Origin of the sequence: Krasilnikovia sp. M28-CT-15, assembly GCF_047159595.1 — a bacterium.
In the GTDB taxonomy this organism is placed as follows: domain Bacteria; phylum Actinomycetota; class Actinomycetes; order Mycobacteriales; family Micromonosporaceae; genus Actinoplanes.
In genome coordinates, this window is sequence record NZ_BAAGAK010000001.1 from 1,279,260 (window position 1) to 1,293,425 (window position 14,166).

Below are 14,166 nucleotides of genomic sequence, written 5' to 3' on the forward strand. Positions count from 1 at the left end.
GGTGGAGGTCGTCCGAAACGTTCGCTTCTCGGCCGAGGACTGGGCCCTGGCCGAGTGGGACCGCGTCCACTACGAGGATTGCGCCTTCCACGACGTGGACTTCTCCGAGGCCCAGCTGACCGGCTGCACGTTCGCGCACTGCCATTTCGGCAACGTCCGCTTCAACGCGGCGGAGCTGACCCGGTGCGCCATCGTGCAGTCGGAGATCCAGCGGTGCTCGTTCTTCGACGCCCGGCTGACCGAGTGCAAGCTCACCGGCACGCAGTTCGTCGACTGCGGACTGCGGCCGTTGACGGTCGAGGGCGGCGACTTCTCGTTCGTCTCCCTGCGGGGTCAGAACCTGACCGGGGCGAAGCTGGGCGGGCTGCGGCTGCGCGAGGCGGACCTGACCGGCGCCGACCTGACCCGGGTCGATCTGCGCGGCGCCGACCTGTCCAGCGCGCAGCTCAAGGACGTGGTGCTCAAGGGCGCGGATCTGCGGGGGGCGGACCTGGGCGGGGTGGCCTTGCGCGGGGTGGACGTGACCGGCGCGAAGATCGATCTGGCGCAGGCTGCGCTGTTCGCGACCGCGTACGGTGCGGTGGTCGGCGACTGAGCGCGTTCTGGCAGGATCGACGCGTGACGGCGACGATTCTGGACGGCAAGGCCGCCGCGGCGGCGATCAAGGAGGACCTGCTTCAGCGGGTCAAGGCTCTCGGGGAGCGCGGCGTCGTCCCGGGGCTGGGCACGGTGCTGGTCGGTGACGACCCGGGCTCACAGGCGTACGTGACCGGCAAGCACCGCGACTGCGCCGAGGTCGGCATCGCCTCGATCCGGCGTGACCTGCCCGCCGACGCCACCCAGGAGCAGGTCGAGGCGGTCGTCGCGGAGCTGAACGCGAACCCGGCCTGCCACGGCTACATCGTGCAGTTGCCGTTGCCCAAGCACCTGGACACCCAGCGCGTCCTGGAGCTGATCGATCCGGACAAGGACGCCGACGGCCTGCACCCGGTGAATCTGGGCCGCCTGGTGCTCGGCTACGACGGGCCGCTGCCGTGCACCCCGCGGGGCATCGTGCACCTGCTGCGCCGCCACGACATCCCGCTCGCGGGTGCCGAGGTGACCGTCGTGGGGCGTGGCACGACGGTCGGCCGCCCGCTCGGGCTGCTGCTGACCCGGAAAAGCGAGAACGCCACCGTGACCCTGTGCCACACCGGTACGGTCGACCTCGCCGCGCACACCCGGGCCGCGGACATCGTGATCGCCGCGGTCGGTGTGCCGGGGCTGATCACGGCCGACATGGTCAAGCCCGGTGCGACGATCGTCGATGTGGGCCTGACCCGGGTCGTCGGGGAGGACGGCAAGGGCCGGTACACCGGCGACGTGGCGCCCGAGGTCCGTGAGGTGGCCGGGGCGGTCGTGCCGATGCCCGGCGGGATCGGCCCGATGACCCGGGCGATGCTGCTCACCAACGTGGTGGAGCGGGCCGAGTGGGATAGCTCCCGCTGACCGCCCCTGCCAGGTAAGCGATCGTTAACCGGCTGATACGGTCCGGAAAAGTCGTCCCGCTTTCCGGGAGGGCTGCTTTCCGGGAGGGAGAGGCATGGGCAAGAAGGTCACTGTCGTCGGCGCCGGCTTCTACGGGTCCACGACCGCGCAGCGTCTGGCCGAGTACGACATCTTCGACACCGTGGTGCTCACCGACATCGTGGAGGGCAAGCCGGAGGGCCTCGCCCTGGACCTGAACCAGTCGCGGCCGGTCGAGGGCTTCGAGACCAAGGTCGTCGGCGCCACCACCGGCCCGAACGGTGAGGGCTACGAGGCCATCGAGGGCTCGGACGTCGTCATCATCACCGCCGGGCTGCCCCGCAAGCCGGGCATGAGCCGGATGGACCTGCTCGGCGTCAACGCGAAGATCGTCCGCCAGGTCTCCGAGAACGTCGCCAAGTACGCCCCGAACGCCGTGGTCATCGTGGTCTCGAACCCGCTGGACGAGATGACCGCCCTGGCCCAGATCGCCACCCAGTTCCCGAAGAACCGGGTCCTCGGCCAGGCCGGCATGCTGGACACGGCCCGGTTCACCCACTTCGTCGCCGAGACGCTCAGCGTCAAGGTGGGCGACGTGCAGACCCTGACGCTGGGCTCGCACGGCGACACGATGGTGCCCGTACCCAGCCGGTGCACCGTCAACGGCAAGCCGCTGTCCGAGCTGCTGCCCGCCGACAAGATCGAGGAGCTGGTGACCCGGACCCGCAACGGCGGCGCCGAGGTCGTGGCGCTGCTCAAGACCGGCTCGGCGTACTACGCGCCGTCCGCCGCGGCGGCCCGCATGGCCAAGGCGGTCGCCGAGGACTCCGGTGCGGTCATGCCGGTCTGCGCGTGGGTCGACGGCGAGTACGGGATCTCCGGCGTCTACCTGGGCGTCGAGGCCGAGATCGGCGCCGGGGGCGTGCGCCGGGTGGTCGAGACGAAGCTGACCGACTCGGAGCTGGCCGGCCTGAAGGAGGCCGCCGAGGCGGTCCGCGCCAAGCAGGCGGACGTCGCCGACCTCTGAGCCGGCCGACACATCGGCGGATCTTGGTCGATATTCGCCCTCCCAGGGGCGGAAGCCGACCAAGATCCAGCTTTGTTCACCGGGAAGGCCGGGGCCGTGCGGGCCTCGGCCTTTCCGTGTACGCCGGGGCTATCGCCGCAGCGGGTACGAGTCCTGGTCGTCGTCCACGTCGTAGATCGGTCCGGCGGCCGCCGCCGACACGGGTGGCGCACCCTCGATGACCTCCGCGATGCCCGGCCGCCCCGCCTCCACCACGAACTGCGCGGCCGTGCGGACGTCCGAGGTCTGGGCCCACACCGTGTCGACCACGCGCAGGCTGCTCAGCAGGCGTTGCTGATCCAGGTCGCAGACGAAGTAGCCACGCCGGTTGTCGATGTAGCGCCAGTGCGGGCTCTCCGCCTTGATCGGGTCGTAGGCGGCGTGGAACGCGGCCACATCGGGGTCGCCGCCCGAGCTGATCGAGGTGCCGGTGAGTTCCGCGCCGACCACGGGCGTCGCCGGGTCGTCGAAGTCGGGTCGCAGGTCGCAGACCCAGGTGCAGTGCCGGTCGCCGGTGAGGATCACCGGGTTGGCCACGTTCCCGCTGCCGAACAGCTCCAGCAGTCTGCGGCGCTGCACCCGGTAGCCGTCCCAGTTGTCGAACGAGAAGATCTGCGCCGGCCCGGCCCGGCGGTCGTTCTGGGCCCACATCACCTGGTTGGCCAGCAGGTTCCAGGTGGTGCCGTACGACTGTAGGCCCTCGGTCAGCCAGCTTTCCTGCTTCGCCCCGGTCATGGTGAGCGTGGGGTCCTGGGCGGCGGCGAGGGTGGTGGGCTGGTCGCTGCGGTACTGCCGGGTGTCCAGGACGTGCAGGCTGGCCAGCGTCCCGAAGCGCAGTCTCCGGTAGACCTGGATGTCCGGTCCGTCCGGCTGCGAGCTGCGGCGCAGCGGCAGGTGCTCGTAGTACGCCTGGAACGCGGCGGCGCGCCGGGCCCGGAACGCGTCGGGTGACTGCTGGTCGGGGTCCTGCGGGATCCCGTCGGCGAAGTTGTTGTCGACCTCGTGGTCGTCGAACGTGACGATCCAGGGAAACGCGGCGTGGACCGCCTGCAGGCCGGGGTCCGTCCGGTACCGGGCATGCCGGTTGCGGTACTCATCCAGCGTGTACGGCTCGCCCACGCCCTCGTGCTGGCGCACCGCGGCCGGGTTGGGCTTTCCCTCGTAGATGTAGTCGCCGAGGAACGCCACGAACGCCAGGTCCTCGTCGACCAGGTGCTGGTATGCGGTGTAGTACCCGCCCTGGTAGTCCTGGCAGCTGGCGAACGCGAAGCGCAGCCGGGACGGCCGGGCATGGGCCGCCGGTGCGGTGCGGGTCCGCCCCACCGGCGACACCTGGTAGCCGGTCCGGAAGCGGTAGTGGTAGTCGGTGTCGGGGCGCAGACCGCGGACGTCGACATGGACGCAGTGGGCCCGTTCGGGCCGGGCCGTGGCGACGCCGCAGCGGACCACCCGGCGAAACCCCGCGTCCTCGGCCACCTCCCACGCGACCGGCACGGGCCGGGCGGGCATTCCGCCGCCGGTGGTGGGTTGCGGCGCCAGGCGGGTCCAGAGCACCACGGCGTCGGGCAGCGGGTCGCCGGACGCGACGCCCAGCGTGAAGACACCTTCCGGCAGCGTGGTGTCGATGCCGTTGCGGATCCGGGCGTACGCGCCGTCAGGAGTGATCAGCCAGGGTCCGGCGGCGACGGCCGCGGCGGCGGTGGAGACGAAACGGCGTCGGCTGACGGGAAGTTCGAACCGCGACATACCTCAAGCTAACTACTTGTCCGCTTTGCGCCAAGTTTGCCATTCGCTCCCATCGCCCACCGGGAACGAGAACGAAGACAGCGACATGCATCGATGTGATCGGCTGCCGGTTACGGCACAGGGAACGGCATTCGCCCCTACGGACATCCGCCCGGGAACGGCGGGGTATCTTGCGGAATCGGGGTGGTCACGGACGGGGTCGGCGATGATCTCCCACCGTCAGGCAGTACGCTCGTACTGCTAAAACATGTGTCCCGGGAGAGGAGCGCCGGCCGATGGCGAAAATCAAGGTCAAAAACCCGGTCGTGGAGCTCGACGGCGACGAGATGACCCGGATCATCTGGAAGCAGATCCGTGAGCAGCTGATCCTGCCCTACCTCGACGTCAACCTCGAGTACTACGACCTGTCGATCCAGCACCGCGACGAGACCGACGACCAGGTCACGGTCGACGCGGCGAACGCCATCAACCGGCACGGCGTCGGCGTGAAGTGCGCCACGATCACCCCGGACGAGGCCCGCGTGGACGAGTTCGGCCTGAAGAAGATGTGGCGCTCCCCGAACGGGACGATCCGCAACATCCTCGGCGGCGTCGTCTTCCGCGAGCCGATCATCATGTCGAACGTACCCCGGCTCGTACCGGGCTGGACCAAGCCGATCGTCATCGGCCGTCACGCCCACGGCGACCAGTACAAGGCCACGGACTTCGTCGCGCCCAAGGCGGGCAAGATGACGATGACCTTCACCCCGGACGACGGCTCCGCGCCGATGGAGTTCCACGTCGCGGACTTCCCCGGCGGCGGCGTCGGCATCGGCATGTACAACTTCGACGACTCGATCCGCGACTTCGCGCGCGCCTCGTTCCGGTACGGCCTGGCCCGCAACTACCCGGTCTACCTGTCGACGAAGAACACCATCCTCAAGGCGTACGACGGCCGGTTCAAGGACCTGTTCGCGGAGATCTTCGAGACGGAGTTCGCCGACGACTTCAAGAAGGCCGGCCTCACCTACGAGCACCGGCTCATCGACGACATGGTCGCCGCCGCCATGAAATGGGAGGGCGGCTACGTCTGGGCCTGCAAGAACTACGACGGTGACGTGCAGTCCGACACCGTGGCCCAGGGCTTCGGCTCGCTCGGCCTGATGACCTCCGTGCTGATGAGCCCGGACGGCAAGACCGTCGAGGCCGAGGCCGCGCACGGCACGGTCACCCGGCACTACCGGCAGTGGCAGAAGGGCGAGAAGACCTCGACCAACCCGATCGCGTCGATCTTCGCCTGGACCGGTGGTCTCAAGCACCGCGGCAAGCTGGACGGGACCCCGGAGGTCACCGGGTTCGCCGAGGCGGTCGAGCGGGTCTGCGTCGAGACCGTCGAGGGTGGACAGATGACCAAGGACCTCGCGCTGCTCATCTCCCGCGACGCGCCGTGGCTGACCACGGACGAGTTCATGAACGCGCTGGACGAGAACCTCTCGCGCAAGCTCGGCTGACGCTCGGCGACGACGCCGCGTCCGTACCGAAGACATTCCGGCCCGGCGGGACCATGGTCCCGCCGGGCCGTGCCGTTGGCCCGCAGCCGCCCCCCGATCGCCGCTCGAAGATGGTGAGGGGAACACGAGACGGCGAAGGGTGTGGATGTGTCGGAGACGGATGCCATGGTGGACGGACTGGTACGCGGCGCGGAGAAGGCGCTGGCCGACTATGCGGATTTCACCCAGGAGCAGGTCGACCACATCGTCGGCAAGGCGTCCGTGGCGGCCATCCACCACCACGGGCGACTGGCCCAGCTCGCCGTCGCGGAGACCGGGCGCGGGGTGCTGGAGGACAAAGCCGTCAAGAACATCTTCGCGGCCGAGCACGTCACGCACAGCATGACCGGGCTCAAGACGGTCGGGGTGGTGCACCGCGACGACATCGACGGAGTCGTGGAGATCGCCGACCCGGTCGGCGTGGTGTGCGGCATCACCCCGGTCACCAACCCCACCTCGACCGTCATCTTCAAGGCGCTGCTGGCGCTCAAGACCCGCAACCCGATCGTGTTCGCGTTCCACCCCGGCGCGCAGCGGTGCAGTGCCGAGGCGGCCGCCGTGGTGCACGACGCGGCCGTGGCCGCAGGCGCGCCGGAGAACTGCGTGCAATGGATCGAGGAGCCCTCGCTGGCGGCGACCCGGGCGCTCATGCACCACGACGGGGTCTCGGTGATCCTGGCGACCGGCGGCAACGCGATGGTCCGGGCCGCGTACTCGGCCGGGAAGCCGGCGCTGGGGGTGGGTGCGGGCAACGTCCCGGCGTTGGTGCACGCGAGTGCCGACGTGGGCCGGGCGGTGCACGACATCGTGCTGTCGAAGACCTTCGACAACGGCATGATCTGCGCGTCCGAACAGGCGGTCGTCCTGGATGCGGCCATCGCCGAACAGGCGCTGGGCGAGTTCCGGCGGTTGCATGCGTACGTCGCCAGCCCGCAGGAGAAGACCCTGCTGGAACGCTTCCTCTTCCCGCCCGAGGAGTCCGACGGCTGTGCGCCCGGGGAGCACGGCGCCGACTGTGCCGGCGGCACGCTCAACACCGCGGTCGTGGGCCAGTCCGCGTCGTGGATCGCCGCGCGGGCCGGGTTCACGGTGCCCGAGGACACCTCGGTCCTGCTGGCCGGGATCGACGACGTCGGCCCGGCCGAACCGCTCAGCCGGGAGAAGCTCTGCCCGGTCCTCGCGCTGCTGCGCGCCACCACCGAGGAACAGGGCCTGGAGTACGCCGAGCGGATGGTGGAGTTCCACGGCCTGGGGCACAGCGCGGTGATCCACGCACGCGACGCGGCTGTGGTCGAGGCGTTCGGGCGCCGGGTGAAGGCGGTCCGCGTCATCTGGAACGCGCCCGCCTCGCACGGCGGCATCGGCGACATCTACAACGCCTACCTGCCGTCGCTGACACTCGGCTGCGGCAGCTACGGCCACACCTCGGTGTCGAACAACGTGTCGGCCGTGAACCTGCTGAACATCAAGCGGATCGGGCGGCGGACCAACAACCTGCAATGGTTCAAGGTGCCCCCGAAGATCTATTTCGAGCCGCACGCCATCCGCTATCTGCGGGACATGCCCGACGTGCGACGCGTCACCGTGGTCACCGACGCCACCATGACCCGGCTGGGCTACGTGCACCGGATCAACACCGTGCTGCGCGAGCGGGGCGGGCCGGTCACCATCCAGGTCATCGACGACGTCGAGCCCGAGCCCAGCATCGACACCGTGCGCACGGGTGCGGAGGTGATGCGGGCGTTCCGGCCCGACACCATCATCGCGCTCGGCGGCGGCTCCCCGATCGACGCGGCCAAGGTGATGTGGCTGCTGTACGAACACCCGGAGGTCGACTTCGCCGACCTGCGGGAGAAGTTCTTCGACGTGCGCAAGCGGGCGTTCCGGTTTCCAGCGCTCGGTGCGCTGGCCCGCCTCGTCTGCGTGCCCACCACCTCCGGCACGGGCGCCGAGGTGACCCCGTTCGCGGTCATCACGGACACCACCACCGGCCAGAAGTACCCGCTGGCCGACTACGCCCTGACGCCCAGCGTGGCGATCATCGACCCGGAGCTGACCGCGGACCTGCCGGCCGTGGTCACCGCGGACAGCGGGTTCGACGCGCTGACCCACGCGACCGAGGCGTACGTGTCGGTCTACGCCAGCGACTACACCGACGGGCTCGCGCTGCATGCCATCCGGCTCATCTTCGCCAACCTGGAGCGGGCGGTCCGGCACGGGAAAGAGGATCCGCGGGCGCGGGAGAAGATGCACAACGCCGCGACGATCGCGGGCATGGCCTTCGGCAACGCGTTCCTGGGCATCGTGCATGCCATGGCGCACACGCTGGGCGCCACGTTCCACCTCGCGCACGGCCGGACGAACGCGATCCTGCTCCCGCACGTCATCCGGTACAACGGCACGGTTCCGTCCAAGCTCACCGGCTGGCCCAAGTACGAGCGCTACACCGCGCCGGAGCGTTTCCAGGAGATCGCCCGCGCGCTCGGGCTCCCTGCCGAGACTCCGGAGCAGGGGGTGGAATCGTACGCCGCCGCGGTCGAACGGCTGCGTGCCGCGGCCGGTATCGAGCCGTCGTTCCGCGCGGCCGGAGTGGACGAGCAGACGTTCCTGGCGGCGCTGCCGCAGCAGGCGATGAACGCCTACCTGGACCAGTGCGCGCCGGCTAACCCCCGGATGCCGATGCTGGCCGACATGCAGGAGTTGATGCGTGCGGCGTACCACGGCGCACCGGCCGACGTATGATCCACTAATCGGTATGAACTATGCGTTTAGTGCGCGTAACTCAGGGTTTTTGGCGTCGTTTCTTTAGGCAGAACGGATGCAGGCGGTGCTGCTCAGGGGTCGCCCGCCGGTCCGGCCGCCTTGTCCCGGGCGCCGTCCGGTTCTCCTGAGATCAAGCATCGCCAGTGGGCGTGCTGCAGCACGTCTGCCGTCCCTTCCCATGCGGGGGGCCTCGTCCCGGGCCCCCCGCCCCCAACTTCCGACACCGCCGCCGCCGGGCCGAGTGCGTCGAGCCCCCCGGCCCGGCGGCGTGTCATGCCGCCTGGCGCCGATGGCGGGGACGTCCGTCCGATGTGAATTCTGGGTCCTGAGCGGCCGTGCCCGACAACCCGTCAGGGGCGGCGCCGACCCGGGACGTCAGCCGACGGTGCCGGCCGACGTCCGTTCCCGACCCTGCGGGCGGTGACAGACGTCGGCCGCAGCGGGGCGGTCAGGCACCCGCGGTGGTCGCCTCGGTCGGTTCCTCCCCGATCCGGCACGCGATGGTGCCCGGCTCCGCACGCCGGTCCTGCCAGACCTGCCGGAGATGTTGGTAGCGGTTCCGCCCGGCCACCATCTCGTAGCGCAGCCGGTGGGAGGCCGGTGGGCGGGAGGCTCCCGACAGCTCGTAACCGTGGGCGCGCAGGCGGCTGCCGAGCACCGCTTCACAGAGGCCGAGTTCCCACGGCTGCATGCTGCCGCTCCACCGGCCGATGCGGTCGGTCGTGACGTCGTCGTGGTTGCGGGAGTGGTACCAGGCCCGGTAACGCGGCAGCTCGTCCAGCGCGTCGGCGGGCTTGACCATCGCCGGCTCGTACTCCTCGCCGAGGAATCGGCACAGTGCGACCAGCTCCGGCTCGGGCTCGGTCACCAACCGCTCGTAGTGCAGTTCGTGGAAGGAGCCCGGACTCATCGTCCGCCGGGCCCACTGCCCCTGGTCAATCGAGCGGGCCCACCGGTTGATCGCGGTGTACACGTCGCCGCGGTACCACGGCATCTCCTTGAGCGAGGCCACGCAGTCCCGGCCGTCGCGCACGATGTGCACCACCTGGGCGTCCGGAAACAGCCGCAGCAGGGTCGGCAGGTTGAGGATGTACGCCGGCCGCTTGTCCCCCCAGCGCACCTTGCCGAACCGGCGCGAGAACGCGCGGAAGACGATCCCGAAGGCGGAACCGAGCGTCGGCGGGCCCTCGACGATCTCCTCGGTCAACTCGGCGGCGTCGAGCCCGAAATCGGCGAAGCGGCTCGCCTTGTGCCCGACGATCCACTGTGCCAGCTTTTCCCGGTTGGCCCGCTGGCCGAGGTCGCCGAACCGGTGGCGCCGACGGTACCCGTTGAGCACGAGATGATTCTCCGGCGCGATGGCGATGCGGCTGTGCGCATGCAACATGTACTGCAGCATCGTGGTGCCGGACCGGGCGCATCCGGTCACGAAGACGGGACGAATCGTGGTCATGGACAGACCTCGCTGCGGGCCAGGCGACAGCTGGCGCTGATACGGTCGATCACACCAGTACAACGCTGGTGGCAACGGGGCGTTTCGGCTCGCCTGCCGGATGCTTGAGTTTCCAGCGCCATCACTGAGGCGCGCGGTTTTCCGGTCCGGGGCCGGCCGGTAGGCGGCGGTCAGAGCGCGTCGCGCAGCATCTGGGCGGCTGTCTCCGGGACGACGTCGTTGACGAAGACCCCCATGGCGGACTCGGAGCCCGCGAGGAACTTCAGCTTGTCGGGCGCCCGGCGGATGCTGAACAGCTGTAGGTGCAGGTAACCCAGCTCCCGGCCCGCGCCGACGACGGCCTGATGCCACGCGGCGATGTAGGGCATCGGCTGGCCGAACAGCGCATCGAGGCGCCGCAGCACGTCCAGGTAGAGGGGGCCGAACGCGTCGCGTTCGGCGTCGTCGAGCGCGGGCAGGTCCGGCACCTGGCGGTGCGGCGCCAGCTGCACCTCGAACGGCCAGCGCGCCGCGGCGGGCACGTACGCGGTCCAGTGCTCGTTCGCCGCGACGACCCGTACCTGTGCCTTCTGCTCTGCCGCCAGCACGTCGGCGTAGAGGCTGCGCCCGGTCGTGGCCTGGTGGCGGCGCGCCGCGCCCAGCATCGCCTGGGTGCGCGGCGGCACCATCGGGTACGCGTAGATCTGGCCGTGCGGGTGGTGCAGGGTCACCCCGATCTCGACCCCGCGATTCTCGAACGGGAACACCTGCGCCACCCCGGGCAGCGCGGACATCAGCTCGGTGCGGTCGGCCAGCGCGTCGATCACGGTACGGACCCGCTCGGGTGGCAGGGCGCCGAACGAGCTGGTGTGGTCGCTGGTGAAGCAGACCACCTCGCAGCGCCCGACCCCCGGGCGCACCGGGACGGCCTCGGTCAGCTCGGTGATCTCGTCCGGTGCCATCCGGTCGCTGAACGACGGGAACTGGTTCTCGAAGACCACCACGTCGTAGTCGTCCGCCGGGATCTCGCTGGCGAAGTCCGGGGTGGACGGGCACAGCGGGCAGCGGTCGCTCGGCGGCAGGAAGGTGCGGGTCTGCCGGTGCGCGGCGACCGCGACCCACTCGTCGACCAGCGGGTCCAGCCGCAGCTGCGAGGCGGGCGGCGGGGGCGGCAGGTGGCGCCGGTCCGGGAACGAGCGGTCCGCGCCGGGTTTCTCGTCGAAGTAGATGAGTTCCCGGCCGTCGCTCAGCTCGATCGCGGTGCGCTGGGCGATCACGGGGCGGTCACCACGACCAGTTCGGCGACCTGTTCCGCCAGCAGGTCCCGGGCGGCGGGGTCCAGTCCGTCGTCGGTGATGAGTACGTCGGCGCGTTCCAGCGGCACGATCGAGGAGATTCCGACTGTGCCCCACTTGGTGTGGTCCGCCAGCACCACGAGGCGTTCCGCCGCCGCGACCAGGGCCCGGTTGACCTCCGCCTCCATCAGGTTCGGGGTGGTGTAGCCGGCCCGCTCGCTCATCCCGTGCACGCCCAGGAACAGCATGTCCAGGTGCAGGGTGCCGATCGCGGCGACCGCGACCGGCCCGACCAGCGCGTCGGACGGGGTCCGGGTGCCGCCGGTGAGCACCACCGTCTGGTCCGGACGCCCGGCCCGGTAGAAGATGTCCGCCACCGGGATCGAGTTGGTCACCACGGTCAGCTCCGGCACGTCGACCAGGCGCTGGGCCAGCCCGGCGGTGGTGGTGCCCGCGGACAGGGCGATGGCGTCGCCGGGCGACACCAGCGCCGCGGCGCGCATCGCCATCGCGGCCTTCTCCGTGCGCTGGCGCACCGACTTCGCGGCGAAGCCGGGCTCGTGCGCCGAGCCGGGGGCCACCGTGGTCGCCCCGCCGTGTACCTTCTCCAGCAGCCCGCGGTCGGCCAGGGACTCCAGGTCGCGCCGGATGGTCATGTCGGAGACGCCGTACTCGGCGGCCAGTTCGCTCACCCGGACGCCGCCCGACGCGCGCACCCGGTCCAGGATCGCCGCCTGCCGCTGCTGCGCCAGCATCAGCGGCCCCCGCGTCGGCGCCCACTGGCGCCGCTACGTCGGTGGCCGTACCGAATCAACCGCACTGAATCGAACACGTGCGAACATTACCTGGCGATCGGGTGTGCGCAAAAGAGTGACGTTCGCCGCCGGGCCCGCGGCGCTCGGTGCACTCGCGCACGCCTAGATTCCGCGGCCACGCTTGTGCAGCGCGGAGAGAACGTTTTCCACCTTGACGGCCCCGGTCATGGCCGCCAGCGCGATCGCGGTGCGCGGCTCGCGCCAGTTCGCCCGTACCGCCTCCTTGCTGAACTGCCACGCCTGGCTGCGGTTGCCGCTGGCCGCCGACCAGCAGGCCAGCTGGCCGTACACCCGGGCGGCGCCGGGGCGGCAGCCGCTGATCTCGGGATGGCGTTGCATCATCCACCGCAGCGACGAGATCTTCGTGGCGTACTCGTACGCGTAGTGCGAGGTCCGGCCCCACAGCACCCGCACCAGCGGCTCGTCGACGTGCACGATCGGGGTCCGGCGGGCGGCGCGCAGCAGCAGGTCCCAGTCCTCGTTCTGGCTGCCCGGGGCGTCCTCGGCGACCAGCCCGATCGCATCGTCGGCCAGCGCCTCGCGCCGGATCACGAACGACGACGAGTGCAGCATCGCCATCCGGGAGCGGGCGAGCTGCTCCACGGTGACCCGGCTGCAGCCGGCCAGCCGGGCCGTGGTGCGGCCCTCGAACTCGACCTCGATCGCACACGTCGCGAACTCCGCGTCCGGCTCGGCCAGCAGCGCCGCGACCTGCCGGCGCAGCTTGTCCGGCACCCACGCGTCGTCGTCGTCGCAGAACGCCACCAGCTCCGTGTCCAGGGACAGGATGCCGGTGTTGCGGGCACCGGCCAGCCCGGAGGCGCGCCAGTTCGTCAGCACCAGCACCGGGGTGCCCTCGGTGACGGCGAGCGACTCGTCCGGCTCGGTCTGGTCGTAGACGACCACGACCGTCAGGTCGCCGGGATACTCCTGCTCGCGCACCGCGGCGATGGCCCGCCGCACCAGCTCGGGACGGTTGCGGGTGGGGATCACGACGCCGACGGACGGCCAGTTCATCACGCCTCCTGAGGGGCTGCGGGGTTGAGCTGAGGGGCGGTGGGGTTGAGGGGATAGCCGTAGGCGCGCAGCAGGGGCGCGCACACCGCGCCGACGAGGCGGCGCTGTCCCGGCGGCAGGGCGCGCACCCAGGCGTCGTCGTGGCGCAGCGGGACCCGGCCGACCCGGAACCGCATCGGGTTACCGGCCGCGCTGTGCCCCACGGTCAGGTCGGCATGCCCGTCGCCGAGGAAGGCCAGGTCGGCGTCCGTCAGCGGCAGGTCGACGTACGCGGCCAGCTCGCGCAGCGCCTGGCGCGGGTCGGCCAGCAGTTGCTCGTACCGGACCCGGCGTACCGCGACGCCGCGGCGGGCCAGCAGGCCGAACGCGGCGTTGTGCGCGTTCCACAGCAGAGCCGAGCGGCCGGGGGAGTACCGGGTCATCTCCTCGGCGCCGTCGGTCTCGGGCCGGGTCACGGTCTTGGTCCACGAGTACGCGACCCCGCGCGCGTCGCGCACCACGTGCACCACCCGCAGGTCCACGTCGTCGGCCCAGCGCAGGACGTGGGCGAGCGCGCTGTGCTTGGAGGAGTCCACCACCACCGTGGCGCCGGAGACCTCGGCGGCGGCCGCGTACACCCGGGCGTAGTAGTCGGCGTACTCGCGGACCTCGGCACGCTGGGCCGGGGGCAGCGAGGTGGCCGCCAGCCGGGGGATGTGCCGGGTGCGCTCGACCGCTTCGCGCAGGGTCTGGATGCGGTCCACGTCGACGGCGCCCCAGCCGCCGAAGGCCCGTTCGCCGACCTGTTGCCAGAACGTGCAGGCCGAGAACCGTGCCCCGCACCCGCAGCGCTCGTCGTCGCGCAGGTCGCGCTGCCAGAGGTGGACGACCTCGCCGAGGGCTCTGACGGAGGGCAGCTCGCCGAGCAGGCGCTCGACCAGGGTGGTTCCGCTTCGTCCCAGTCCGCCCACAAACAGCACCCGTGCCACTTTGTCCCGCCTTCATTCGTTTCGCTCCT

The 14,166-nt window shown here is 70.8% G+C and carries 11 protein-coding genes; 5 read left to right on the forward strand and 6 right to left on the reverse strand.

What is annotated here, in order from left to right; all coding sequences use genetic code 11:
• The first annotated feature begins 1 nt into the window (after position 1).
• The 3 genes from ACMCNO_RS06160 (at position 2) to mdh (ending at position 2,533) form a co-directional block, all read left to right on the forward strand.
• Entirely contained in the window at positions 2-595 is a 594-nt protein-coding gene (locus tag ACMCNO_RS06160) for a pentapeptide repeat-containing protein (RefSeq protein ID WP_412748432.1), read from the forward strand.
• A 23-nt stretch (positions 596-618) separates the two neighbouring features.
• Positions 619-1,488 (forward strand): bifunctional methylenetetrahydrofolate dehydrogenase/methenyltetrahydrofolate cyclohydrolase, encoded by an 870-nt coding sequence (locus ACMCNO_RS06165; protein WP_412748433.1) that lies wholly within the window; start codon positions 619-621, stop codon positions 1,486-1,488.
• 94 nt (positions 1,489-1,582) lie between these two features.
• A complete protein-coding gene (gene mdh / locus ACMCNO_RS06170) occupies positions 1,583-2,533 on the forward strand; it encodes a malate dehydrogenase (RefSeq protein WP_412748434.1) in 951 nt (316 codons plus the stop codon).
• 129 nt (positions 2,534-2,662) lie between these two features.
• Here mdh and ACMCNO_RS06175 read toward each other — a convergent pair whose 3' ends face one another.
• Positions 2,663-4,318, reverse strand: coding sequence for an alkaline phosphatase D family protein (locus tag ACMCNO_RS06175; protein WP_412748435.1), 1,656 nt, complete (start codon positions 4,316-4,318; stop codon positions 2,663-2,665).
• A 275-nt stretch (positions 4,319-4,593) separates the two neighbouring features.
• On the opposite strand from ACMCNO_RS06175, the gene ACMCNO_RS06180 reads away from it, so the two are divergent.
• A complete protein-coding gene (locus ACMCNO_RS06180) occupies positions 4,594-5,808 on the forward strand; it encodes an NADP-dependent isocitrate dehydrogenase (RefSeq protein WP_412748436.1) in 1,215 nt (404 codons plus the stop codon).
• 147 nt (positions 5,809-5,955) lie between these two features.
• Complete coding sequence (adhE, locus tag ACMCNO_RS06185) at positions 5,956-8,589, forward strand: bifunctional acetaldehyde-CoA/alcohol dehydrogenase (protein ID WP_412748437.1); 2,634 nt, start codon at positions 5,956-5,958, stop codon at positions 8,587-8,589.
• Between the two features lie 469 nt (positions 8,590-9,058).
• Here adhE and ACMCNO_RS06190 read toward each other — a convergent pair whose 3' ends face one another.
• The 5 genes from ACMCNO_RS06190 to ACMCNO_RS06210 form a co-directional block, all read right to left on the reverse strand.
• A complete protein-coding gene (locus ACMCNO_RS06190; protein ID WP_412748438.1) occupies positions 9,059-10,063 on the reverse strand; it encodes a sulfotransferase family protein in 1,005 nt (334 codons plus the stop codon).
• A 170-nt stretch (positions 10,064-10,233) separates the two neighbouring features.
• On the reverse strand, positions 10,234-11,319 hold the full coding sequence (gene galT, locus ACMCNO_RS06195; RefSeq protein ID WP_412748439.1) for a galactose-1-phosphate uridylyltransferase: 1,086 nt from the start codon (positions 11,317-11,319) through the stop codon (positions 10,234-10,236).
• A complete protein-coding gene (locus ACMCNO_RS06200; RefSeq protein ID WP_412748440.1) occupies positions 11,316-12,092 on the reverse strand; it encodes a DeoR/GlpR family DNA-binding transcription regulator in 777 nt (258 codons plus the stop codon). Before ACMCNO_RS06200 ends, galT begins: the two co-directional genes overlap by 4 nt.
• Before the next feature lie 162 nt (positions 12,093-12,254).
• Entirely contained in the window at positions 12,255-13,169 is a 915-nt protein-coding gene (locus tag ACMCNO_RS06205; RefSeq protein WP_412748441.1) for a glycosyltransferase family 2 protein, read from the reverse strand.
• Entirely contained in the window at positions 13,169-14,137 is a 969-nt protein-coding gene (locus ACMCNO_RS06210) for a sulfotransferase (RefSeq protein WP_412748442.1), read from the reverse strand. The genes ACMCNO_RS06205 and ACMCNO_RS06210 overlap by 1 nt, the downstream gene beginning before the upstream one ends.
• Positions 14,138-14,166: the final 29 nt, after the last annotated feature.